General features: G+C 68.9%; 22 protein-coding genes. 9 read left to right on the top strand and 13 right to left on the bottom strand.

Going from position 1 to position 20704, the window contains the following annotated elements; genetic code table 11:
* Positions 1–130: 130 nt before the first annotated feature.
* Positions 131–775, top strand: coding sequence for a DedA family protein (locus tag BLR05_RS00490; protein WP_092831753.1), 645 nt, complete (start codon positions 131–133; stop codon positions 773–775).
* Between the two features lie 39 nt (positions 776–814).
* Here BLR05_RS00490 and BLR05_RS00485 read toward each other — a convergent pair whose 3' ends face one another.
* The 5 genes from BLR05_RS00485 to tsaE form a co-directional block, all read right to left on the bottom strand.
* A complete protein-coding gene (locus tag BLR05_RS00485; RefSeq protein ID WP_192883929.1) occupies positions 815–1624 on the bottom strand; it encodes an alpha/beta fold hydrolase in 810 nt (269 codons plus the stop codon).
* Between the two features lie 410 nt (positions 1625–2034).
* A complete protein-coding gene (locus BLR05_RS00480) occupies positions 2035–2262 on the bottom strand; it encodes a YMGG-like glycine zipper-containing protein (RefSeq protein WP_013593771.1) in 228 nt (75 codons plus the stop codon).
* Positions 2263–2398: 136 nt separating this feature from the next.
* Complete coding sequence (locus tag BLR05_RS00475) at positions 2399–2731, bottom strand: cupin domain-containing protein (protein WP_092831752.1); 333 nt, start codon at positions 2729–2731, stop codon at positions 2399–2401.
* 131 nt (positions 2732–2862) lie between these two features.
* Positions 2863–4413 (bottom strand): N-acetylmuramoyl-L-alanine amidase, encoded by a 1551-nt coding sequence (locus tag BLR05_RS00470; protein ID WP_092831751.1) that lies wholly within the window; start codon positions 4411–4413, stop codon positions 2863–2865.
* Positions 4410–4955 carry a tRNA (adenosine(37)-N6)-threonylcarbamoyltransferase complex ATPase subunit type 1 TsaE gene (tsaE, locus tag BLR05_RS00465; RefSeq protein ID WP_092831750.1) on the bottom strand — a complete coding sequence of 182 codons (546 nt, stop codon included), beginning with the start codon at positions 4953–4955 and terminating at the stop codon, positions 4410–4412. The genes BLR05_RS00470 and tsaE overlap by 4 nt, the downstream gene beginning before the upstream one ends.
* Before the next feature lie 12 nt (positions 4956–4967).
* Between tsaE and queG the strand changes: the two genes are divergently transcribed.
* On the top strand, positions 4968–6065 hold the full coding sequence (gene queG, locus BLR05_RS00460; RefSeq protein ID WP_092831749.1) for a tRNA epoxyqueuosine(34) reductase QueG: 1098 nt from the start codon (positions 4968–4970) through the stop codon (positions 6063–6065).
* Positions 6066–6083: 18 nt separating this feature from the next.
* Here the strand turns inward: queG and BLR05_RS00455 are convergent, their stop codons facing one another.
* Positions 6084–6992: an AEC family transporter gene (locus BLR05_RS00455; RefSeq protein WP_092831748.1), complete on the bottom strand. Its 909-nt coding sequence runs from the start codon at positions 6990–6992 to the stop codon at positions 6084–6086.
* 89 nt (positions 6993–7081) lie between these two features.
* Positions 7082–7993: a LysR family transcriptional regulator gene (locus tag BLR05_RS00450; RefSeq protein ID WP_092831747.1), complete on the bottom strand. Its 912-nt coding sequence runs from the start codon at positions 7991–7993 to the stop codon at positions 7082–7084.
* Positions 7994–8099: 106 nt separating this feature from the next.
* Here BLR05_RS00450 and pyrB point away from each other — a divergent pair, with 106 nt between their 5' ends.
* The 5 genes from pyrB (at position 8100) to BLR05_RS00425 (ending at position 13149) form a co-directional block, all read left to right on the top strand.
* Positions 8100–9167, top strand: coding sequence for an aspartate carbamoyltransferase (pyrB, locus tag BLR05_RS00445; protein WP_092831746.1), 1068 nt, complete (start codon positions 8100–8102; stop codon positions 9165–9167).
* A complete protein-coding gene (locus BLR05_RS00440; RefSeq protein ID WP_092831745.1) occupies positions 9161–9925 on the top strand; it encodes a sulfite exporter TauE/SafE family protein in 765 nt (254 codons plus the stop codon). The genes pyrB and BLR05_RS00440 overlap by 7 nt, the downstream gene beginning before the upstream one ends.
* Positions 9926–10111: 186 nt before the next feature.
* On the top strand, positions 10112–11074 hold the full coding sequence (locus BLR05_RS00435; RefSeq protein ID WP_092831744.1) for a tripartite tricarboxylate transporter substrate binding protein BugE: 963 nt from the start codon (positions 10112–10114) through the stop codon (positions 11072–11074).
* A 64-nt stretch (positions 11075–11138) separates the two neighbouring features.
* Positions 11139–12050, top strand: coding sequence for a site-specific tyrosine recombinase XerD (gene xerD, locus BLR05_RS00430; RefSeq protein WP_092831743.1), 912 nt, complete (start codon positions 11139–11141; stop codon positions 12048–12050).
* An 88-nt stretch (positions 12051–12138) separates the two neighbouring features.
* On the top strand, positions 12139–13149 hold the full coding sequence (locus BLR05_RS00425; RefSeq protein WP_092831742.1) for a Bug family tripartite tricarboxylate transporter substrate binding protein: 1011 nt from the start codon (positions 12139–12141) through the stop codon (positions 13147–13149).
* A gap of 127 nt (positions 13150–13276) precedes the next feature.
* Here BLR05_RS00425 and BLR05_RS00420 read toward each other — a convergent pair whose 3' ends face one another.
* From BLR05_RS00420 to BLR05_RS00410, 3 genes are all read right to left on the bottom strand, one after another.
* A complete protein-coding gene (locus BLR05_RS00420) occupies positions 13277–14566 on the bottom strand; it encodes an EAL and HDOD domain-containing protein (protein WP_092831741.1) in 1290 nt (429 codons plus the stop codon).
* 113 nt (positions 14567–14679) lie between these two features.
* The gene (locus BLR05_RS00415) at positions 14680–15918 is read right to left on the bottom strand and encodes an EAL and HDOD domain-containing protein (protein ID WP_208605965.1); all 1239 of its coding nucleotides are present in this window, start codon (positions 15916–15918) and stop codon (positions 14680–14682) included.
* Between the two features lie 110 nt (positions 15919–16028).
* Positions 16029–16829, bottom strand: a complete 801-nt coding sequence (locus BLR05_RS00410; RefSeq protein WP_092831740.1) for a ferritin-like domain-containing protein — start codon at positions 16827–16829, stop codon at positions 16029–16031.
* Between the two features lie 73 nt (positions 16830–16902).
* Between BLR05_RS00410 and BLR05_RS00405 the strand changes: the two genes are divergently transcribed.
* Together BLR05_RS00405 and hslO are read left to right on the top strand one after the other, a co-directional pair.
* A complete protein-coding gene (locus BLR05_RS00405; protein ID WP_013593786.1) occupies positions 16903–17427 on the top strand; it encodes a gamma carbonic anhydrase family protein in 525 nt (174 codons plus the stop codon).
* A gap of 31 nt (positions 17428–17458) precedes the next feature.
* Entirely contained in the window at positions 17459–18469 is a 1011-nt protein-coding gene (gene hslO, locus BLR05_RS00400) for an Hsp33 family molecular chaperone HslO (RefSeq protein WP_011794462.1), read from the top strand.
* On the opposite strand, the gene BLR05_RS00395 is transcribed toward hslO, so the two are convergent.
* From BLR05_RS00395 to eno, 3 genes are all read right to left on the bottom strand, one after another.
* Complete coding sequence (locus tag BLR05_RS00395; protein ID WP_225979171.1) at positions 18423–18992, bottom strand: hypothetical protein; 570 nt, start codon at positions 18990–18992, stop codon at positions 18423–18425. The two genes, hslO and BLR05_RS00395, sit on opposite strands and share 47 nt — an antisense overlap.
* 71 nt (positions 18993–19063) lie before the next feature.
* The gene (locus BLR05_RS00390) at positions 19064–19342 is read right to left on the bottom strand and encodes a septum formation initiator family protein (protein ID WP_092831739.1); all 279 of its coding nucleotides are present in this window, start codon (positions 19340–19342) and stop codon (positions 19064–19066) included.
* A 70-nt stretch (positions 19343–19412) separates the two neighbouring features.
* Complete coding sequence (gene eno / locus BLR05_RS00385; protein ID WP_092831738.1) at positions 19413–20699, bottom strand: phosphopyruvate hydratase; 1287 nt, start codon at positions 20697–20699, stop codon at positions 19413–19415.
* Positions 20700–20704 lie beyond the last annotated feature (5 nt).

The following is a 20704-nucleotide window of genomic DNA, read 5'->3' as shown; positions in this document are numbered from 1 at the left end:
GCGGCATTGTAGGCAGTGCGGTTAGAGTTACGCGCCGCGCCGCCGGGGTGTCCGCTCTGCCCGCAGGGACGAAAGACCCGCCCGCGCGCACCACCCATTTTTTCGCTCCGCCGCTCCTGAAGGACCCGCCTTGGAAGCCATCCAGTTCCTCATCGATTTCATCCTGCACGTGGACAAGCACATCGCGACCTTCGTGGCCGCATACGGCCCCTGGGTCTATGCACTGCTGTTCGCCATCGTGTTCGTGGAAACGGGCGTCGTCGTCATGCCCTTCCTGCCAGGGGATTCCCTGCTCTTCATCGTGGGCGCGCTGTGCGGCGCCGGCCTGATGAGCTTTCCCATCGCCTGCGCCGTGCTGCTGGTGGCGGCCGTGCTCGGGGACCAATGCAACTACACCATAGGCCGGTACTTCGGGCCCAAGGTGTTCCAGTGGCCGGACTCGCGGTGGTTCAACCGCAGGGCCTTCGAGCAGGCCCACGCGTTCTACGGGCGCTATGGCGGCATCACCATCGTGCTGGCGCGCTTCATGCCGTTCATCCGCACTTTCGCCCCGTTCGTGGCGGGCGTGGCAGAAATGCACCGCGGCAAATTCACCGCCTACAACGTGGGCGGCGCCCTGCTGTGGGTGCTGGGCATCTGCACGGCGGGCTACTTCTTCGGCAACTTCCCCTGGGTGCAGGCGAACCTGGACAAGATCATCTGGGCGCTGATCCTGGTGCCAGGGCTGATCGCGATCTTCGGCGCCTGGCGCGCCGGCCGCCGGCAGGCCGCCTGATACGAAAGGGCCCGGGGCTGCCACGGCCCCGCCCGGCTGTCAGCGCAGCGTGCGCTCCAGCCACCGCAGCAGGTGGTGGTTGACGGCCTCGGGGTTGTCCAGGTTCGAAAGGTGGCCTGCGGCCGGCACCAGCACGGCATCGCAGCCGAGCGATGCCGCAAGATCCTGCATGCCGCGGGGCGGGCATGCGGTATCGCTGTCGCCGCACATCATCAGCGTGGTGGCCGGATCCAGCGCCGCCAGCCGGCCCGGCGCCCCGCCCCGCGCCAGCAGGAGCCTTCCCAGGGGGATGACCGAATCGCGCAGCCGGTCGGCGGGCATCGACGCCAGGCCGTGGGCAAATGCTGCCGGATGCGGTGCATCCAGATCGGTGCCAACCCGGAAGAAGAGCGGGACGATGGCCTGCACCAGGGATGGGGTGATGCGTCCTGCGGCCTCGATCGCGTCGAGCAGGTCCGAGTAGTGGCGGTGCGTCGCTTCAGGTTCCGCGCCGAGGTGGGCGCCCATGAGCGCCAGGCTGCGGACGCGCCCGGGAGCCAGCCGAGCCAGCTCGGCTCCCCACAGGCCCCCGGCCGACAGGCCGATAACCGCGAACTCGTCGATCTGCAGTGCATCGAGCACGGACAACATGTGCCCTGCGAGCGCCTGGAGATCATGCGTGCCGCGCGGCAGGGGGCCCGACGCCCCATGGCCCCAGAGATCTGGCGCGATCACGCGGTAGCAGCGCGAGAGTGCCCGGATCTGGGGCTCCCACATCGTGGAGTTCCCGAGATGGCTGTGGCCGAGCAGCACGGCGGGCCCCCTGCCGCGGTCCTGGTAGCAGAGATGGCCGCCTTCTGCCGTGGGCATGCGCAGGATCTGCTCCTCGGCGAATGCGCTGAAGTCGTCACCGGCCGGCGGAAAGGCCTCTGCCATCGCCGGGCCCGGCCCCAGCAGCCGCAGGGCCGACCTGCGGGGCTGTCCGCCCTCGGCACAGGGCGGCATTCCGGTGCGCGGCGGATGGGGAAAAGGAGCCATGGACAGCGACCTTCCTCTGCAAAAATGGAAGATGAATGCTAGCCGCTGCTAGCTTTATCGGTTATTCGTTAATTCATGGGTGAGGATAAATATTTTTTATCCATTACGGGGTTGGGCAACCTGCTCGCCCCGGGCACAGGGCCCACGTAAAAGCCGCTCGCGTGGCAACTGCCATGCGAGCGGCTCGTGGTGCGAAGCTGCGCAAGCCGCTTCGCAAAAGGGTCGGAACGAGGCGCGGAGGATCAGCGGCGGCGCTGGTCGCGGTCTTCGCCGAGTTCGTGGCCGATGAGTGCACCAGCTGCGGCGCCACCCACCGTGGCGGCAGTTCCACCGACGGCGCTGCCCAGCACGCCACCAGCCACGGCGCCGACACCGGTGCCAATCTGTGCGTTGGACGGATTGGAAGAGCATCCTGCCAGGCCCAGTGCGGCGACGCAGGCGGCGGCGGAGAGGAGGTGGCGGTAGTTCATGGTGTGCTCCTTGTGTGGAATTGCAGGCTCAGGGAATGTCCTTCTACCCATGTGCCCACTATCGCCTTACTCGCTCCAGGCGTGTGTAAGCAGCTCCAACCGCCGGTTGTAGGACGTTACTGTCCCGCTCGCCGCCTCATTCGGGAACGAGGCAGAGCGTCAGCAGCAGCGAGGCATCGGTCAATCCGCGCAGCGAATGGACCGCATGTGCCTGCAGGTGGACGAGGTCGCCTGTGCGCAACAGGCTGGCGCCCGACGCGGTGTGCAGCTCCGCCTCCCCTTCGATGCACTGGATCGTGAGTTCCCCGGGCGTCTCGTGCTGGCGAAGCTCCCTGCCTGCAGGCAAGACGGCCCGTATCACTTCGAGCTGCGCGGCCTTGATGATGGCCGAGGTGGCGGTGCCCGCCAGCGCGGCACCCAGGGGCCGGACGCTGACGACTTCGGCGGAATGGGCATGCTGCAAAGCCATGGAAAACTCCTCGGGCCCCGCGGGGCGTTTCGTCGTGGGATGTGTGGAACTGTGGCCCGGCCGGCGCCGCAAGGCAATGCCTGCGCGTGCACCGGCGGCCCGCCGGCATCGGCCGGGCGATGCCACGGATTTCAGACGGACCGGCTGCGCGCGAGCGGCGGATTCTTGGCGAAATAGCGGGTGATGCCACGCATCAGTGCATCCGCCAGTTGCTGCTGGTAGGCCGCCGTGCGGAGCTTGGCCTCTTCCTCCGGGTTGCTGATGAAGGCCGTTTCCACCAGCACGCTGGGGATGTCCGGTGCCTTCAGCACGGCGAACCCGGCCTGTTCCACCCGCGGCTTGTGGAGCCTGGCCATGTTGCCGATCTCGCCCAGCAGCACACTGCCGAGCTTGAGGCTGTCGTTGATCTGCGCCGTGGTGCTCATGTCGAGCAGGGCGCTCTGCACGTGTCTGTCCTGGCTGCGCACGTTCAGCCCGCCGACAAGGTCGGACTGGTTTTCCTTGTTGGCCAGCCACCGCGCGGCAGTGCTGGACGCCCCGCTCTGGCTGAGCGCAAAGACGCTCGCGCCGCGCGCGGCCGGCGTCGTGAAGGCGTCTGCGTGGATGCTGACGAACAGGTCCGCCTGCACGCGCCGGGCCTTTTCCACACGCACTCCCAGCGGCACGAAGAAATCCGCGTCGCGGGTCATGAAGGCGCGCATCGGGTTGCCCCCGACGGTGGTGGCATTGATCCGGTCGCGCAGCAGGAAAGCGACCTTGAGGACCACGTCCTTCTCGCGCGTTCCTCCCGGACCGGTGGCGCCCGGGTCCTCTCCACCATGGCCCGGATCGAGGGCGACGATGATGAGCCGGTCGGTCGCCCGGGCAATGGCCGGGGCGGCTGGCGCCGCGCCGCTGCCCGCATGCGGCGGCGCGGGCACGGCAGCCACTGCCGGGGGCGCGGCCGCCGGTGCACCGGACGGTGTGGCCACCGGCGCCGTGGGACCGGGCGATGCCGCGGGCAGGCCGCCCGGCGCCGGGGGAGCGCCTTTTCCCGGTGGCGCGTTGTGCTGGGCGATCAGGTCGCCGAGCGGGTCGCCGGCCGTGCCCGGCCTGGCCGCGGCGATGTTGGGCAATGGGGCCGGCGCGGCGGCGGTGCCCGCGGAGGCAGTGCCCGGTCCCGCATCCCGCAGGCGGTCGGCGATCAGCGTCTCCAGCGGATCCTCGGGTTCGGCGGGGTAGAGGTCGAAGACCAGCCGGTGCCGGTAGGCGGCGATCGGCGGCAGGGTGAAGACCTGGGGCAGCGCGGCGCGCTTGAGGTCCACCACCAGCCGCACGACGCCCGGGGCGTTCTGGCCCACGCGGATGCCGGCGATGTTGGGGTCGTCCGGTTTCACCTTCGCGACCAGTTCGCGCAGCTCGGGATTCAGGTCGATGCCCTCGATGTCCACCGCCAGCCGCGGCGGCGTCGCCACGAAGAACTGCTTGGCGGAGAGCTGCTGGTCCGATTCGATGGTCACGCGGGAATAGTCCTGCGCCGGCCATACGCGCACCGCGACGATGCCCGCGCCGCGCGCGATCTGCGCGCCCCCGAGCAGGAGCACCAGGGATCCGGCGCGCAGTAGCCTGCGCCGCGACGGGCCATGCGCCGGAGGCGAGGGGGCGGCGGGAGGAGGGGAAAGGGGGGGGGCGTCTTCGCTCATGCTGCGGGAAGTGCTTGCACCAGGGTGCGGCCGAGGGGCGTGCCGGCGCGCAGCAGGACCAGCCGGGCCATGCCGTGCCCATCGTACGCGCCATTGGCGGGAGGGGATGCTTCGATCTGTAGGACGAGGTCGGCGGTGGGGAGCAATCCCGCGGCCTTATCGGGCCATTCGGCGAGCTTCAGCCCGGGGCCCGCGAAGATGTCGCGAAAGCCTGCGTCCTCCCACTCGCGGGGATCTCCGAAGCGGTAGAAGTCGAAATGCCACGCCGGCCCGGTGGAGGTGTCGTGCGGTTCGACCACTGCATAGGTGGGGCTCTTGATCCGGCCCTGCACGCCCAGGGCACGCAGCAGGTGCCGCACGAAGGTGGTCTTGCCCGCACCCAGGTCGCCGTGCAGCGTGATGAAGGCATTCGCCAGCGCAGGCTGCGCAGCGAGCGCGCGCGCGAAGGCCGCAGTGTCGTCCTCGCTCCGCCATACCCTTTGCAGGGTGTCGGTTCCGGAGGGGCTTTCTACAATCCCGGGGTGATGTCGTGCAGCAGTCAACTCGTTCCTCAAATGCAAGGCTGGGCCCGCGAACTGGGATTTTCCCAAATCGGCGTCGCCGGCGTGGATTTGTCATCGGCGGAGCCGGGGTTGATGCAATGGCTGGCCCAAGGGTTCCATGGAGAAATGCACTACATGCAATCCCACGGGCTCAGGCGCGCCCGGCCGGCGGAGCTGGTTCCCGGCACCGTGAGCGTGATCACCGTGCGCATGGACTACCTGCCGCGGCAGACCCTGGAGCGCACCGCGGAGCGCGAGGGCTCGCCGACGGGCTGGCAGGCGGCGGAGCTGTCGCGCCTGGACAGGCCCCGCGAAGGCATCGTGTCCGTCTATGCCCGGGGGCGGGATTACCACAAGGTGCTGCGCGCCCGGCTGCAGAAGCTCGCGGACCGCATCGCGGGCGCCGTGGGGCCGTTCGGGCACCGCGTGTTCACCGACTCCGCGCCGGTGCTGGAGGCCGAGCTCGCCCGCCGCAGCGGGCAGGGCTGGCGCGGCAAGCACACGCTGGTGCTGCACCGCGAAGCCGGCTCCATGTTCTTCCTGGGCGAGATCTACGTCGATCTGCCCCTGGCGCCCAGCGAGCCCGTGAGCGCGCATTGCGGCTCCTGCCAGGCCTGCATCGACGTCTGCCCGACCCGCGCCATCGTCGCACCGCAGCGCGTGGATGCGCGGCGCTGCATCTCCTACCTCACCATCGAGCATTCCGGGCCGATTCCGGAAGCGCTCCGGCCGCTCGTGGGCAACCGCGTCTATGGCTGCGACGACTGCCAGCTCGCCTGCCCGTGGAACAAGTTCGCGCAGCCTGCGCAGGTGCCCGATTTCGACGAGCGCCCCGGGCTCTCCGGTCGCCCGCTGGCCGAATGGTTCGCCTGGGACGAGCCCACGTTCCTGCGCATGACCGAAGGCGGGCCGATCCGCCGCATCGGGCACGAGCGCTGGCTGCGCAACGTGGCCGTGGCGCTGGGCAATGCGCTGCGTGCCACGGGCGACCCGGCCCTGCGGGCCGCACTGGCGTCGCGCCTGGACGATCCGAGCCCCCTGGTGCGCGAACACGTGGCGTGGGGCCTGGCGCAGGCAGGCGCCGGGATGCCGGAGCCGCCGGCCGCATGAGCGGGCCGCGCGCGGCGCTCAGGGCGCGAGCCAGCCCAGCGCCAGCGGCAGGCTGAGCACGCCCAGCACGGTGGACAGCGTCACCAGGCCCGCCACATAGGGCCCGTTGTAGCCCATGCGTGCGGCCAGCACGTAGCAGGTGGACGCGGTGGGCAGCGCCGAGAAGGCCATCAGCACCGTGGTCTGCACGGCGTCGAGCCGGAACCAGCGCGCCAGCAGGCAGGCGGCCACCGGCTGCACGAGGTGCCGTATGGCGAGCACCGAGGCCGACAGCAGCTTGCTGCGCGTCAGGAGCCCGAGCTGCATGCCCGCGCCCGCCGACATCAGCCCCAGCGCGATCGACGCGGCGCCGACACGGTTCACGGAGGGCTCCATCCATCCGGGAATGCGCAGGCCCAGCAGGTTCGCGGCCAGACCGGAAGCCGTCGCCAGGATCAGCGGGTTGCGCACCAGTTCCTTCAGGAAGCCCTGGCTGCCTGCGCGCGCCATGGGCCACACGGCCGCCACATTGAAGATCGGCACGCAGACCCCGATGAGCACCGAGATGAGCTGCAGGCCCTGCGCGCCCGCCAGCCGCTCGGCCAGCGCCAGCCCGATGAACGAATTGAAACGGAACGCCACCTGCGCGCTGGCGGCATGGTCGCGTGCATCGATGCGGCCCGACAGCCCCGGAATGTTCGGCAGCGCGTAGGCCAGGCCGATGCCGCAGAGTCCCGTGAGCACGCCCGCGCCGATCAGGCCCGAGGTCTCGCCCACGTGGATCGGGGTCCGCACGATCGACTGGAAAAGCAGCACCGGAAAGAGCAGGTAATACACCAGGCTTTCGACGGGCTGCCAGACAGACCGGTTGAGCGCCGTATGGCGGCAGATCAGGTATCCGAAGAGGATGAGGGAGAAATCCGGAAAGAGGAGCTGCGCATAATTCACCGCCCGCAGGATACCCGGCGCCCGCGCCGGCGGGTGCCGTAGCGTGGAAATGCCGGCACGCCGGTGCCCCGCCCCGGGATGGGCGCGTCTCAGTCCTTGGACTTGAACACGCGGGCGCCGTCCGCGATGGCTTCCAGCACCTTTTTGAGGCCCCGGTTCACCGGCTTGTCCTGGCGCAGGATGAAGGCGAGCGTGCGCCGCAGCTTCGGTTCGAGCGGGCGCATCTCCAGGTCCTTGTGCCGGCCCGGGCCGGTCACCGCCATGCGGGGCAGCACGGCGCAGCCCAGGCCCGCCGCGACCATGGCCTTGATGGCCTCGACGCTGTCGAACTCCATCGCCGGCGGGCGCAGCGGCCCGGTGCCCTGGCGCAGCCATTCGTCCACGAGCGTGCGCGTCGTGGTTCCGGTGCCGAGCTTCACCATCGGCTGTTCGCTCAGCATTCCCGCGGTCACGGCATCGGGCCACTGGCAGGTGCCGCGGCGGCAGATGGCCACGAAATCGTCCTCCAGCACCGGCGTCGCGGCGATCGCGCGGGAGTTGACGGGCAGGGTGACGAGGGCGACATCGACGATGTTGCCTTCGACCTGGCGCACGTAATCTTCCGTATTGCCGGTGCTCACGACGATCTGCAGCGACGGATAGCGCTTGCGCAGATCGCGCAGCACCGCCGGCAGGAAGTAGAGGCACGGCGTGAGGCCCGTCCCCAGGCGCACGGTGCCTGACACCCCGACGGCATGGAAGGTCGCCGCGCTCACCGCGTTGGCCACCGCGGTCGCGACGTGCGGGACCTGGGCGAGCAGATCGCTGCCGGCAGGCGTGGCGCTCACGCGCCGTCCCACGCGTTCGACCAGCCGCACGGACAGTGCACGCTCCAATTTCTTGACCTGGACACTGACGGCGGGCTGGGTGAGACCCAGGCGTTCCGCCGCCGCAGAAAAACTCCCCAGCTCGAGCACCAGGGCGAAGGTGCGGAGCTGCTCTAGATCGATGGTTGTTTCCAAAATGATTTTTATGTTTCGTATAAGAAAGAAAAACTTCTCTTATGGAAGCCCCGGAAAGAAGATTGAAGCAGAAAGTCAGCTCATCCGCACAACAAGATTGTTTCCAGTGTCGCAGTGCCCCCGTCCTCTGCCCGCCGATGGGCATCCACGTACCCCTGGCCCCAGGGCCGCGCGCCAGAACCTCGTATCGATCGACGACTGGTCGCGCGGCGACATCGAGAACCTGCTGGACGTGACGGAGGACATCCGCCGCCATCCGGGCGAGTTCGCATACAGCCTCGCGGGCTCGCTGGTCTGCACCGCGTTCTTCGAGCCCAGCACCCGCACCCGCCTGAGCTTCGAGGCGGCCGCGCACCGGCTGGGCGCTAAGGTGCTGAGCATGGGCGACATGCAGAACACCCGCATGGGCCTGGGGGAGAGCGCGTCCGACACCCTGCGCATGGCGGGCTACTACGCAGACCTGGTCGTGGCACGGCATGCGCAGGACGGCATGGTGGAGCGCATGGCGCAGGAGCTCGACGTGCCCGTGGTGAACGCAGGTGAAGGCCTGCACCGCCATCCGACACAGACCCTGATCGATCTCTTCACCCTGCGCAAGCACTTCGGCACCCTGGATGGCCTGCGCGTGGGCATCTGCGGAGGGCTGCGGTATTCCCGGGCGGCCAAGTCGCTGCTGGCCGGACTGCGCGCCTTCCGCGACGTGCGGGTGCATGTGGTGGATGCGGTGGGCGACGCCGACGCGGTGCAGGCGCAGCACGTGCCGCTGGCGCAGGTCGCCGGCGCGGGCGTCCAGGAGCACGCCTGCGCTGCCGACCTGCTGGGCCAGGTGGACGTGGTCTATGTCGTGCGCGTGCAGCGCGAGCAGTACCGCGACGCGGCCTCCCATGGCGTGCAACTGGAGCGCTGCCGCGTCGACCGCCGGCTGTTGCAGGGCCTGCGGGGCGGCATGGTGGTGATGCACTGCCTGCCCCGCGGCGCGGAGCTTCCGGAGGACGTGGACGACACGCCCTTCAACCACTATTTCCGGCAGGCGGCCAATGGCGTGGCCGTGCGCATGGCAGTGCTCCAGCGCTACCTGGGCCGGTTCCGCCTGACGACGGCCGCCCTGATGGGCGACCGGCTGCACCTGGACATCGCTCCCCCGTCTTCCCCCAACCGGTCCGTCGCATGGTGATGCTCTGGAGCGCCGCCCTCGCGGGCGTGGGAGGCATCGTGGGCATCGTCGCCGTCACGGTGGGCGGGGGCGTCACGCTCGGCGTGCCGCTGCTGCTGCTGCTCGGGCATCCGGCCGCCACCGCCATCGCCACCGTCAAGTTCGCGCTGATCGGCTCCTTCGCCACGGGAGCGCTGGTGCACCGCCAGGACCAGCGCTCCGAGGTGGCCGTGCCCTGGCTGCTCTGGCCGCTGTGCGTGGCGGGCTCCGTGGCGGGCTCCCTGCTGGCCACCGGAATGGACGAGCGCCTGCTCAAGATCCTCGTCGTCGTGCTCATGGCGTGCGTGCTGTGGATCACCTACCGCACCGACCTCTCGGCCAAAGGCGTCGCACCGGGGGCAGGGGGGGGGCGCATGTCGGCCGGGGGCGTGGCTACGGTGTTCGCGCTGTGCGTGTATTCCGGGTTCTTCGGCGCGGGCTTCGGTACCTTCCTCATCTTCGCGCTCATGCATTTCTTCGGGCTCAGCTTCGTGCAGAGCGCCTCGGTCATGACACGCATCAACCTGCTGGTCGTGGGGGCCTCGGTGAGCACCTTCGCCAGCAAGGGTGTGATCGACTTCCAGCTGGGCATTCCGCTGCTGCTGGGATGTGCCGTGGGCGGAATGATGGGCGCCTGGACCGCCAAGACCCTGTCGCCGCACCGCATGAAGGCGATGTTCCTCGTCTTCTCCATGCTGCTGGGCTCCAAACTTCTCTGGGACGCCATGGTTCCTGCCTGAAACCGGGCAACGCCCGAGACTGTCGCGTTCCGCTTCTCGGGGGAGCGCGCCATCCACCACCGATGCGGCAAAGATCACGATGGTGAGGGTAATTCCTCACCAGGGGTGATGCTGCGTGCAACGATGCTCATGCCTTCCCCATGCGGGGCTGTACATCGTTTTCATGCAGTTACAAAAGGGATTGCCATGCATCGTCGAAACTGGTTCGGATTCGTCCTTCTTGCTGTCGCGGGCGGTGCCTGGGCCCAGGCCTATCCTTCCAAGCCCATCCGCCTGGTCGTGCCTTTCGCGCCCGGAGGCACCACCGACATCATCGCGCGCGTGATAGCGGATCCGTTGTCGCGTGCGCTGGGCCAGCCGGTGGTGGTGGAAAACAAGGCTGGCGGTGGCGGCATCGTCGGCGCGTCCGACACGGCCAAGGCGGTGCCGGACGGCTATGCGCTGGGCATCGCCACCGTGTCCACGACAGCCGCCAACCCCGCGATCAATCCGCGCACGCCGTACAACCCGCTGACGGATTTCACGCCGATCATCAACATCGCCGCCACGCCCAACATCATCGCGGTGAACCCCAACTTCCCCGCCAAGGACTACCAGGGCTTCGTCGCGGAGGTCAAGAAGGTGCCGGGCAGGTACTCGTACTCCTCCTCCGGCACCGGCGGCATCGGCCATCTGCAGATGGAGCTCTACAAGAGCCTGACGCAGATCTTCGTCACGCACATTCCCTACCGCGGCGCCGGACCGGCGCTGAACGATACCGTGGCCGGCCAAGTGCCCATCATCTTCGACAACCTGCCGTCCACGCTGCCCTTCATCAAGGAGAACCGCCTGGTGCCCATCGTCGTGGCCGCGCCGCAGCGCGTCGCCGCGCTGCCGAATGTCCCGACCTTCAAGGAGATCGGCCTGGAGCCGGTGAACCGCATGGCGTACTACGGCATCCTCGGCCCGAAGGGACTGCCGCGGGATGTGGTGGACAAGGTCAACGCGGGCGTGCGCAAGGCGCTGGAAGATCCGGCCGTGCGCAAGCGCATCGAGGACACCGGTTCGCTGATCGTCGGCAACACGCCCGAGCAGTTCGCCGAGCAGATCAAGGCCGAGTTCGAGGTGTACAAGACGGTGGTGCAGAAGCAGAAGCTCTCGCTCGAGTGACCTGCGGGCCGTCCGCCCGGCCGGGCGGCATCGGGGCCCGGGGCGCGTGTTAACTTCGCGCCCCATGACCCTTTCGCCCGGCAGCCAGGCTGCCATCGACGCGTTCATCGACGCCCTCTGGCTCGAGGACGGCCTCTCGCGCAACACGCTGGCGGCCTACCGCCGCGACCTCGCCCTGTATGCGCAGTGGCTCGGGCAGCACATGCCCGATACCGCGGGCGTGCTGGATGCCACGGCCGAGCACCATCTGAAGGCTTATTTCGCGGCGCGCCACGCCCAGACGCGCGCCACTTCCGCCAACCGCCGGCTGACCGTGCTGCGGCGGTATTTCCAGTGGGCGCTGCGCGAGCGCCGCATCGCCACCGACCCCACCGTGCGCCTGCAGGCGGCGCGCCAGCCGCTGCGGGTGCCCAAGACCCTGTCGGCCGCGCAGGTGGAGGCTCTCCTGCAGGCGCCCGATACGTCCACCTCCCTGGGGCTGCGCGATCGCGCGATGCTGGAGCTCATGTATGCCAGCGGCCTGCGCGTGACCGAACTCGTCACCTTGAAGACCTACCACGCCGGCCTGGCCGAGGGGGTGCTGCGGGTGATGGGCAAGGGCAGCAAGGAGCGCCTCGTGCCCTTCGGGGAAGTCGCGGCGCAATGGATGCAGCAGTACCTGGACCAGGCCCGCCGGGACATCCTGGCAGGGCAGCAGACCGATGACCTGTTCGTGACCCGGCGCGGCGCCGGCATGACGCGCGCCATGTTCTGGGTGGTCGTGAAAAAGCATGCCCAGGCGGCCGGGATCACCGTGCCGCTGTCGCCGCACACGCTGCGCCATGCCTTCGCAACGCACCTGCTCAACCACGGCGCGGACCTGCGGGTGGTCCAGCTGCTGCTGGGGCATGCGGACATCTCGACCACCACCATCTACACCCACGTGGCACGGGAGCGGCTCAAGGCGCTGCATGCCGAGCACCATCCCAGGGGCTGAAGCGCGGGGCTGCCCCGGCGGGCACAATCGCCGCTTTATCCCCTTTCGCTGGTTTGTTTTTTCCGTGTTTCCTGAAACGGTGGTCCCGATGATCGATTCGTTGTCGCGCAGGCGCGCGCTCCTTCTCTCTGCCTCGGCCTCGCTGGCCGCGGCTGCCATCGCCCCGGCCCATGTGGTGGCGCAGGGCGCCGCGGCCCACTGGCCGGGCTCCCGCCCCCTCCGCATCGTCGTGGCCTATCCGGCCGGCGGCGTGAGCGACGTCATGGCGCGGGCGCTCGGAGACCGGCTCTCGGTGCAGCTGGGTACGCCCGTCATCGTGGAAAACAAGGCGGGTGCGGGCGGTGCCATCGCCATGGATGCGGTGGCCAAGGCGCCCGCGGACGGCTATACGCTGGGCTTTTCGTCGATCAGTCCGCTGGTGCTGAGTCCGCACCTGGGCCGGCTGCCGTTCGACCCCGTGCGCGACATCGCCCCCGTGGCCAGCGTCATGGTGTCCCCGGTGCTGCTGCTGGCGACGCCCGCCTGCACGGCCCGGGATTTCCCCGCCCTGGTGGCGCAGGCCAAGGCCCGGCCCGGGGAGGTGCGCTGGGCGACCTCGGGGCTGGCTTCCCTCGGGCACATCATGCTCGAACAGATCATGCAGGCGTCGGGCGCGAAGATCACGCACGTGCCCTACAAGGGCGGCGGCCAGCAGCTCAACGATGCGCTGAGCGGGCAGTTCGAGATCCTCTCCACCAATGCAGGCCCGGCGGTCGCCCAGCACATCCAGGGCGGCAGGCTGCGCGCCCTCGCCGTGGGCGCGCCGCAGCGCGTGGACGGCCTGCCGGGCACCCCCACGCTGGCCGAGCTGGGGATGCCGGCGGCCAACCTGAGTTCGCAATTCGGCATCTTCGCGCCGGGCAAGACCCCGGCCGGGATCCTGGAACGGCTCAATGCCGAGATCAACAAGGCCCTGGCATGGCCGGAACTGCGTGCCAAGCTGCTGGCGACAGGCAATGTGCCGACGGGCGGTGCGTCCGCGGATTTCGCGCGCGAGATCGCCCGGGAATCCCAGGGCAATGCCGCCATCATCCGCGCGGCCCATATCCAACTGGATTGAGAGCGGCCAACACGACCCTTCTGGCTTCGTTGCCGCATCTTGTCGTGCCGTGTGTACTGCCTGCGATGCGGCGCCTCGCCAGAACCGCTTCGCTGGGTCGTGTCAGCCGTTCCAGGACCGCGCCGGGTCAGTCTTCGCCCAGGCTTTCGGCCCAGGTGAGGGCCTGCAGGTGGGCCCAGTTGACCTGGCGGTTCGAGAGGTGCAGTGCCTCGGCGGCGTTGGCGAACGCCACTTCGTCGCCGCTTTCGCAGGCCTTGGTGAGTTCGAGGAACGGCGCGAACACGCCGGTGTTGTGCAGCAGGGCATCGATCACCGGCTGCGGCAGGGCCACCGACGCGAGGGCCTTGTCCAGCGGCACCCCGAGCATGGTGTCCAGCAGGGAGAACACGCCCACCACGAAGGCGTTGTCGCATTCCTCGGGGGGCAGCAGTTCGGCCGCCAGCAGTTCCATCAGGCGTCCGCGCACGACAGCCGTCTGGCCCACCGCCGGGGGGGAGCCTCCCGCGCGCGACGTGGTCATCAGCAGCGCCGCCCAGCGGAAGAGCTTCTTGAGGCCGAGGATCATCACCGCGTGGCGGAACGACGTGACTTCGCAGGACAGCCCGAAGCCCGAGGAGTTGATGAAGCGCAGCAGGTTGAAGGACAGCGTGGGATCCTTCTTGAGCAGGTCTTCGATCTCCGCGGTGCTGGCCTGCTTGCGCACCAGGTTGATGAGCTGGATGATCGTGGCCTGCGAGGGCCGGATGGTCTGGGCCTTCACGAGCGCGGGCTTGGCGAACCAGAACCCCTGGAACAGCTTCACGCCCAGTGCCGCCATGCGCTCGTGCTGCTCGGCGGTCTCCACCTTTTCCGCGACCAGCGTGGCCTGGCTGTTGGCGCGCGCGAATTTCACGAGCGGCTCGGCCAGTTCGGGCCGGAAGGCCTGCATGTCGAGCTTCACGAACGAGGCCATCCGCAGCCAGCTGCCGTAGTTGCGGCGCAGCACGTTCTGGCTGAAGGCGAGGCGGAAGCCCCGGGTCCGCAGGCCTTCGAGGGTGGACAGGCGGCCCTCGATCTCCTCCACGCTGGCCGTGTCCGCCAGGGTGGGAACTTCCAGCACGACCTTCTCGGGATGGATGAGCTCCAGATGGCCGCCCGCGAGGCTCTCGTGCGTGCAGTTGATGAACACCGTCTTCTTGCCCACCAGGGCCTCGGTGCCCGCGTACGACAGGGCATTGAAGAGCAGGGCCGCGTCGCTGGCGGCCGTATGCGCGTCGGAGGCGGTGGAGCGGTCGAAGAGCTCGTAGCCGAAGACGGCGCGGTGCTCGTCCACGATGGCCTGGCGGGCGATGATGGCCAGGTTGCCATCGTCCGTCGCCGCGCCTTCCTGGGGCTGGGTGGGCTCGAAAGCGGGTGCGTTTTCGTTATTGCTCGACATGGGCGTGAAGAGTATGGATGACCGGGCGGGCGGACCCTCGGCAGGCTGCCACCTTAACACCAAGCGGGGGCCTGCAAGCCTGTTTCCCTGCCGTCCGGCATGTGGGCATCGGCTCAGGCCGTCATCTGGTCGGCCCAGGCCAGGGCCTGCAGGTGGGCCCAGTTGATCTGCTGGCTGGTGAGGTGCAGCGTGGTGGCCGCCTGGTCGAAGAGGACGTCGTCGTTCGCTTCGCAGGCTTCGGCGAGGCGCAGCAGCTCTCCGAGGACGCCTTCGCGGCGCAGCAGGGCGCCGGCCACGGCATCGGGAACGTGCAGCAGCCCGACCGCAGACTCCATGGACATGCTGAGCATGGCATCCAGCATCGAGAAGATGCCCACCACGAAGGCCTGGTCGGCCTCTTCCTGCGACAGCGTTTCCAGGGCGACCAGTTCCATCAGCCGCCCGCGGACCACGGCGGTCTGGCCCACGGCCGCGGGAATGCCGCCGATCCGCGATGCGGTCAGCAGCAGCGCCGCCCAGCGGAAGAGCTTCTTCAGGCCCATCAGCATGACCGCCTGGCGGAACGAGGTGATTTCGCGGGCCAGTCCGAAGCCGGACGAATTGATGAGCCGCATCAGGTTGAAGGCCAGGCCCGCGTCCTTCTTGAGTACTTCCTCGATCTCGTCGGTGCTGGCCTGCTGGCGCACGAGGTTGATGAGGTGGAGGATGTTGGTCTGCGACGGCGTCAGCAGCTTGGCCTCGACCACCGAGGGGCGCGAGAACCAGAAGCCCTGGAAAAGCTGCACGCCCATGCTGGACGCCATGTCGTACTGCTGCGCGGTCTCCACCTTTTCCGCGATGAGCTCGGCGCGCGAATGCCGGCCGGCGTACTTGACGAGCACGGCCAGCTGGTCGGGCGCCAGCAGCGAGAGATCGAGCTTGATGTAGTCGGCCAGCGGCAGCCAGGGGGCGTAGGCGGACTCCAGCACCGTGTGGTTGAAAGCCAGGTGGAAGCCGCGTTCGCGCAGCGCCTGCAGGATCGGCAGCCGCGTGCCCACCTCGGCGGCGGCTGCGTGGCCCAGAGGGGGAATCTCCAGCACCACCTTGTCCGGGTCCACCAGTTCGAGGTGGCCGCCCGCCAGGCTTTCGTGCGTGCAATTGACGAAGATGAGCTTCTTGCCCACCAGCTCTTCGGTGCCTGCGTGCGACAGGGCCGTGAAAACCAGGAAGACGTCGGTCGCCGCGGTGTGCTCCACCCCCGCGCGCGAACGGTTGAACAGCTCGTAGCCGATCACGGAGTGCTGGCCATTGACGATCGCCTGCCGGGCGATCATGGCGCCCGGCGCGGTGCCGGCCGGTCCCTGGGGGGTCATGGTGGGTGGGTTGGGGTGCATGCCGGATGCGTGGACGAAGAGCCGCCCCGCGGCGTGCGGTGCGGGCTGGGTCATTGTAGAAAATTCCCCTTGTCCCCGGTTGTTACCCGTCATTCGGACTGCAGCCAGAGCAGTTCGGCTTCGCTGAAGCCTGCCTGGCGGCGCGCTGCCTCGTTGAACGGGGGCTTCAGGCGCGGCGCCTCGTAGCGCCGCACGAGTTCGCCGTAGTGGCTTTCCGGGTCGAGCCCGTCGCGCGCGCACAGCCATCGGTACCAGTGGTTGCCGATGGCCACGTGGCCGACTTCCTCGCGCAGGATGACGTCCAGGATGGCGACGGCAGCCAGCGCGTCGGGCGTGCCCACCTGCGTGAGCTTGCGCTGGATCAGCGGCGTGGCGTCCAGCCCCCGGGCTTCCAGCGTGCGGGGCACCAGTGCCATCCGCGCCACGATGTCGTGCGCGGTCTTCTCGCACATGGTCCACAGCCCCTGGTGGGCGGGAAAGTCGCCGTAGTCGTGGCCCATGTCCCGCAGGTGGGCGTGCAGCATCCGGAAGTGGGACGCTTCCTCCGCGGCCACGCGCAGCCAGTCCCGGTAATAGTCCGGCGGCATGCCGCCGAAGCGCCAGACCGCGTCCAGCGCCAGGTTGATGGCGTTGAACTCGATGTGGGCGATGGCGTGCAGCAGCACCGCGCGGCCGAGCGGCGTGGCGGGGGAGCGCCTGGCGACCTCCGTGTGGTGCCGCAGCTCCGGGCGGGCGGGGCGGCCGGGCAGGCCCTCCGGCGCCGGCGGCGCGGAGGCGTGCGCGTCCACGGGGTGGTCCGCGGCCGAGGCGTGCAGTTCCAGCGCCCGGGCCGCCTTGTCCTCGGGATCGGTCAGGCACAGGACCTGCAGTGCGCGGTGGCGAAGCTCCATACCTACAATTCTAGGTTTCCGCCCCCACATGGAGGACCTGGGCGGTACAGAACGACACACAGGAGACGAAACGATGGCACTCTATGAACTCGACGGCATGACTCCCCGCGTGGCCGAATCGGCCTGGGTGGCCGGCAGCGCGGAGGTGATGGGCAACGTGGTGCTCGGCGAGGACGCCAGCATCTGGTTCGGCGCGGTGCTGCGCGGCGACAACGAGACCCTTGCCATCGGCGCGGGCAGCAACGTGCAGGACGGCAGCGTGCTGCACTCCGACCCGGGCCAGCCGCTGACGCTGGGGGAACGCGTGACGGTGGGCCACAAGGTCGTGCTGCACGGCTGCACCGTGGGAGACGAATCGCTCATCGGCATCGGCGCCGTGGTGCTCAATGGTGCGAAGATTGGCCGCAACTGCCTCGTCGGCGCGGGCGCGCTGGTCACGGAAGGCAAGGAATTCCCGGACGGCTCGATGATACTGGGCAGTCCGGCCAAGGCCGTGAGGCAGCTCACGCCGGAACAGATCGAAGGCCTGCGCAGGAGCGCGCAGGTCTATATCGCCAATGCCCGGCGTTTCCGGGCGGGCCTGCACCGCACGGGTTGAACCCCGGCATCCGCAGCCCATTTGACAGCAGATGCAGAAAGACTCCAGGGTGTCAGAACTCCACAAGTTTCTCTTCGATGGCCTGCCGGTGCGCGGCATGATCGTCCGGCTCACGGACGCCTGGACCGAGATCCTCGCGCGCCGCTCCGGCAACAGCGCCACGGGCGCCTACCCGCCTGAAGTGCGCGAACTGCTGGGCGAGATGGCGGCGGCCGGCGTGCTCATGCAGTCCAACATCAAGTTCAACGGTGCGCTGGTCCTGCAGGTCTTCGGCGACGGCCCGGTCAAGCTGGCCGTGGCCGAGGTGCAATCCGATCTCGGGCTGCGTGCCACCGCGTCCATCCAGGGCGAGGTGCCCGTGGGCGCCAGGCTGTCCGACATGGTGAATGCCGGGGGCGGCGGGCGCTGCGCGATCACGCTCGATCCGAAGGACCGGCTGCCGGGCCAGCAGCCCTACCAGGGCGTGGTACCGCTGCATGGCGACCGGCACGAAAAGCTGGAAAAGCTCAGCGACGTGCTGCAGCACTACATGCTGCAGTCCGAGCAGCTCGACACCACGCTGGTGCTCGCGGCGGACGACAAGGTGGCGGCCGGCCTGCTGATCCAGCGCATGCCCATCAAGGGCGAAGGCAACCTCGCCGGTACGGAGCTGAGCCACAGCGAGAACGAGGACCAGATCGGCCGCAACGAGGACTACAACCGCATCGCCACGCTGGCGGCGAGCCTCACGCGCGAGGAATTGCTGTCGCTGGACGTGGACACCGTGCTGCGCCGCCTCTTCTGGGAGGAAAAGCTGCTGCGCTTCGTGCCGAAGGAAGGCGTGGACGGACCGCGCTTCGCCTGCACCTGCAGCCGGGACCGCGTCAGTTCCATGCTGCGCAGCCTGGGCCCGGAGGAGGCCGAGAGCATCCTGGCCGAGCGCGGGGAGATCGAGGTGGCCTGCGAATACTGCGGCCAGCAGTACCGGTTCGACGCGGTGGATGCCGCGCAGATCTTCACCAGTGCCGCGGAACTGGCCCCGGGAACGAAGGCGGTGCAGTAGTCGTGACGGCGGGCCCTCCGCCCGCCGCCTGCGGGGCGAGCAGGCGCTGGAACAGCCTGTGCTCGCATTCCGGGTCGCTGCATTTCTCGCAGGACCCGACGAGAACGGCCCGCGTGGCGCCCTGAGACCGGGGGCGCTGTGGCATGTCCGCGCCTCCCAGCAGGAGGGCATGCCGCAGCCGCGCATCCGCATCGCCGTAGAAGACATGGTGGCCCCAGCCCAGGGCCTGCAGCAGGCCCCGCAGGGCCGCGTCATGGCCTTCCTGACGAAGGGCTTCGCCGGGAGGCAGCGCATCCAGCCCCATGAGCCAAGCCTGCGTGCAGCCAGTCTCGCGCAGTGCCTTCAAGGCTCCGGGTGCGTCGTCGGTATCCGGCCCCACCGGCACGAGGTGCAGGTGCGCGGCAGGCCATGCCGCATGCCGGTGCACCGCAGCCACCAATGCCGCGGCGCCCGTGCCGGGCGCACCCAGCACGGCGATGCGCGTGGCGGGCTCCGCCGCAGTCGTGGGGGCAGGGGCAGGCATGGGGCGGCGGGAATGGCTTCAAGGGGCCGAGCCCGGAGGCCGGGCGCGGGATCCAGGGGAGCGAGCGGCGTTCAGCGCGGCGCCACGTGCACATAGACCTCGTTGGGCTTGACCATGCCCAGCTCGCTGCGCGCCTTTTCCTCGACCATGTCGAGTCCGTCGCGCAGGTCGCTCACTTCCGAGGACAGCCGCTCGTTTTCCAGGCGGGCGCGTTCGTTGGCCTGTTTCTGGGCAGCGATCCGTTCCTTCATTTCATGCACATGCCCGATGCTGCCGCGGCCCGTCCAGAGCTGCGTCTGGACGGCCACGAGCAGGAGCAGCAGCACCAGGGGAACGATACGGGGATTCATGGTGCGCAGGCGCTGCGGGAACGTGGATCGGAAGGGGGCGGGGCCGGTACGGAACCGGGTTCAGCCCGGGTCAGCGCAGGTTGTAGAACGCGGCGCGGCCGGGGTATTGGGCGATGTCACCCAGATCTTCCTCGATGCGCAGCAGCTGGTTGTACTTGGCGATGCGGTCGGAACGGCTCAGCGAACCGGTCTTGATCTGGCCCGCGTTGGTGCCCACGGCGATGTCGGCGATGGTGGAGTCTTCCGTCTCGCCCGAGCGGTGCGAGATCACGGCCGTGTAGCCGGCGCGCTTGGCCATCTCGATGGCGGCGAAGGTTTCGGTCAGCGTGCCGATCTGGTTGATCTTGATGAGGATCGAGTTGCCGATGCCCTTGTCGATGCCTTCCTTCAGGATTTTGGTGTTGGTGACGAACAGGTCGTCGCCCACCAGCTGCACGTTCTTGCCCAGGCGCACGGTCAGGTGCTTCCAGCCGTCCCAGTCGCCCTCGGCCATGCCGTCCTCGATGGAAATGATCGGGTACTTATCCACCCAGGTGGCCAGCATGTCGGTCCATTGCTGGGCCGTCAGGCGGATGCCGCCTTCGCCTTCCAGCACATAGTGGCCGTCCTTGTAGAACTCGCTGGCGGCGCAGTCCAGGCCCAGGGCGATCTGTTCGCCGGCCGTGTAGCCTGCGGCGTCGATGGCCTGCAGGATCAGCTGGATGGCGGCCTCGTGGTTCTCGACGCTGGGGGCGAAACCGCCCTCGTCGCCCACGGCGGTGCTCATGCCCTTGTCGTTGATGATCTTCTTCAGGGCGTGGAACACCTCCGCGCCCCAGCGCACGGCCTCGCGGAAGCTCGGCGCGCCCACGGGGATGATCATGAATTCCTGCAGGTCCAGGCTGTTGTTGGCATGTGCACCGCCGTTGATGACGTTCATCATCGGCACGGGCAGCTGCACGCCACCCATGCCGCCCAGGTAGCGGTACAGCGGCAGGCCGGACTCCTCGGCGGCGGCGCGGGCCACGGCCATGGAGACGGCCAGCATGGCGTTCGCGCCCAGGCGGCTCTTGTTGTCGGTGCCGTCCAGGTCGATCAGCGTCTTGTCCAGGAAGGCCTGCTCGGAGGCATCCAGGCCCAGCACGGCCTCGGAGATCTCGGTGTTGATGTGCTCGACGGCCTTCAGCACGCCCTTGCCCAGGTAGCGGCTCTTGTCGCCGTCGCGCAGCTCGATGGCTTCGCGGCTGCCGGTGGAGGCGCCGGAGGGCACGGCCGCGCGGCCCATCACGCCCGATTCCAGCAGCACGTCGCACTCGACGGTGGGGTTGCCGCGGCTGTCCAGCACTTCGCGGCCGACGATATCAACGATGGCACTCATGGGTT

The sequence above is a fragment of the Paracidovorax cattleyae genome (assembly GCF_900104515.1).
Lineage (GTDB): Bacteria > Pseudomonadota > Gammaproteobacteria > Burkholderiales > Burkholderiaceae_C > Paracidovorax > Paracidovorax cattleyae.
This window is presented reverse-complemented; position numbering and strand designations above follow the sequence as displayed.

Coding starts and splice junctions, on each gene's coding strand:
- BLR05_RS00435 (WP_092831744.1), top strand. CDS start 10,112: ATGCATCGTCGAAACTGGTTCGGATTCGTCCTTCTTGCTGTCGCGGGC.
- queG (WP_092831749.1), top strand. CDS start 4,968: ATGCAAGGCTGGGCCCGCGAACTGGGATTTTCCCAAATCGGCGTCGCC.
- eno (WP_092831738.1), bottom strand. CDS start 20,699: ATGAGTGCCATCGTTGATATCGTCGGCCGCGAAGTGCTGGACAGCCGC.
- BLR05_RS00420 (WP_092831741.1), bottom strand. CDS start 14,566: ATGTCGAGCAATAACGAAAACGCACCCGCTTTCGAGCCCACCCAGCCC.
- BLR05_RS00425 (WP_092831742.1), top strand. CDS start 12,139: ATGATCGATTCGTTGTCGCGCAGGCGCGCGCTCCTTCTCTCTGCCTCG.
- BLR05_RS00405 (WP_013593786.1), top strand. CDS start 16,903: ATGGCACTCTATGAACTCGACGGCATGACTCCCCGCGTGGCCGAATCG.
- BLR05_RS00470 (WP_092831751.1), bottom strand. CDS start 4,413: ATGAGCGAAGACGCCCCCCCCCTTTCCCCTCCTCCCGCCGCCCCCTCG.
- BLR05_RS00395 (WP_225979171.1), bottom strand. CDS start 18,992: ATGCCTGCCCCTGCCCCCACGACTGCGGCGGAGCCCGCCACGCGCATC.
- BLR05_RS00485 (WP_192883929.1), bottom strand. CDS start 1,624: ATGCCCACGGCAGAAGGCGGCCATCTCTGCTACCAGGACCGCGGCAGG.
- BLR05_RS00390 (WP_092831739.1), bottom strand. CDS start 19,342: ATGAATCCCCGTATCGTTCCCCTGGTGCTGCTGCTCCTGCTCGTGGCC.
- BLR05_RS00415 (WP_208605965.1), bottom strand. CDS start 15,918: ATGACCCCCCAGGGACCGGCCGGCACCGCGCCGGGCGCCATGATCGCC.
- xerD (WP_092831743.1), top strand. CDS start 11,139: ATGACCCTTTCGCCCGGCAGCCAGGCTGCCATCGACGCGTTCATCGAC.
- BLR05_RS00475 (WP_092831752.1), bottom strand. CDS start 2,731: ATGGCTTTGCAGCATGCCCATTCCGCCGAAGTCGTCAGCGTCCGGCCC.
- hslO (WP_011794462.1), top strand. CDS start 17,459: ATGCAGAAAGACTCCAGGGTGTCAGAACTCCACAAGTTTCTCTTCGAT.
- BLR05_RS00440 (WP_092831745.1), top strand. CDS start 9,161: ATGGTGATGCTCTGGAGCGCCGCCCTCGCGGGCGTGGGAGGCATCGTG.
- BLR05_RS00480 (WP_013593771.1), bottom strand. CDS start 2,262: ATGAACTACCGCCACCTCCTCTCCGCCGCCGCCTGCGTCGCCGCACTG.
- BLR05_RS00410 (WP_092831740.1), bottom strand. CDS start 16,829: ATGGAGCTTCGCCACCGCGCACTGCAGGTCCTGTGCCTGACCGATCCC.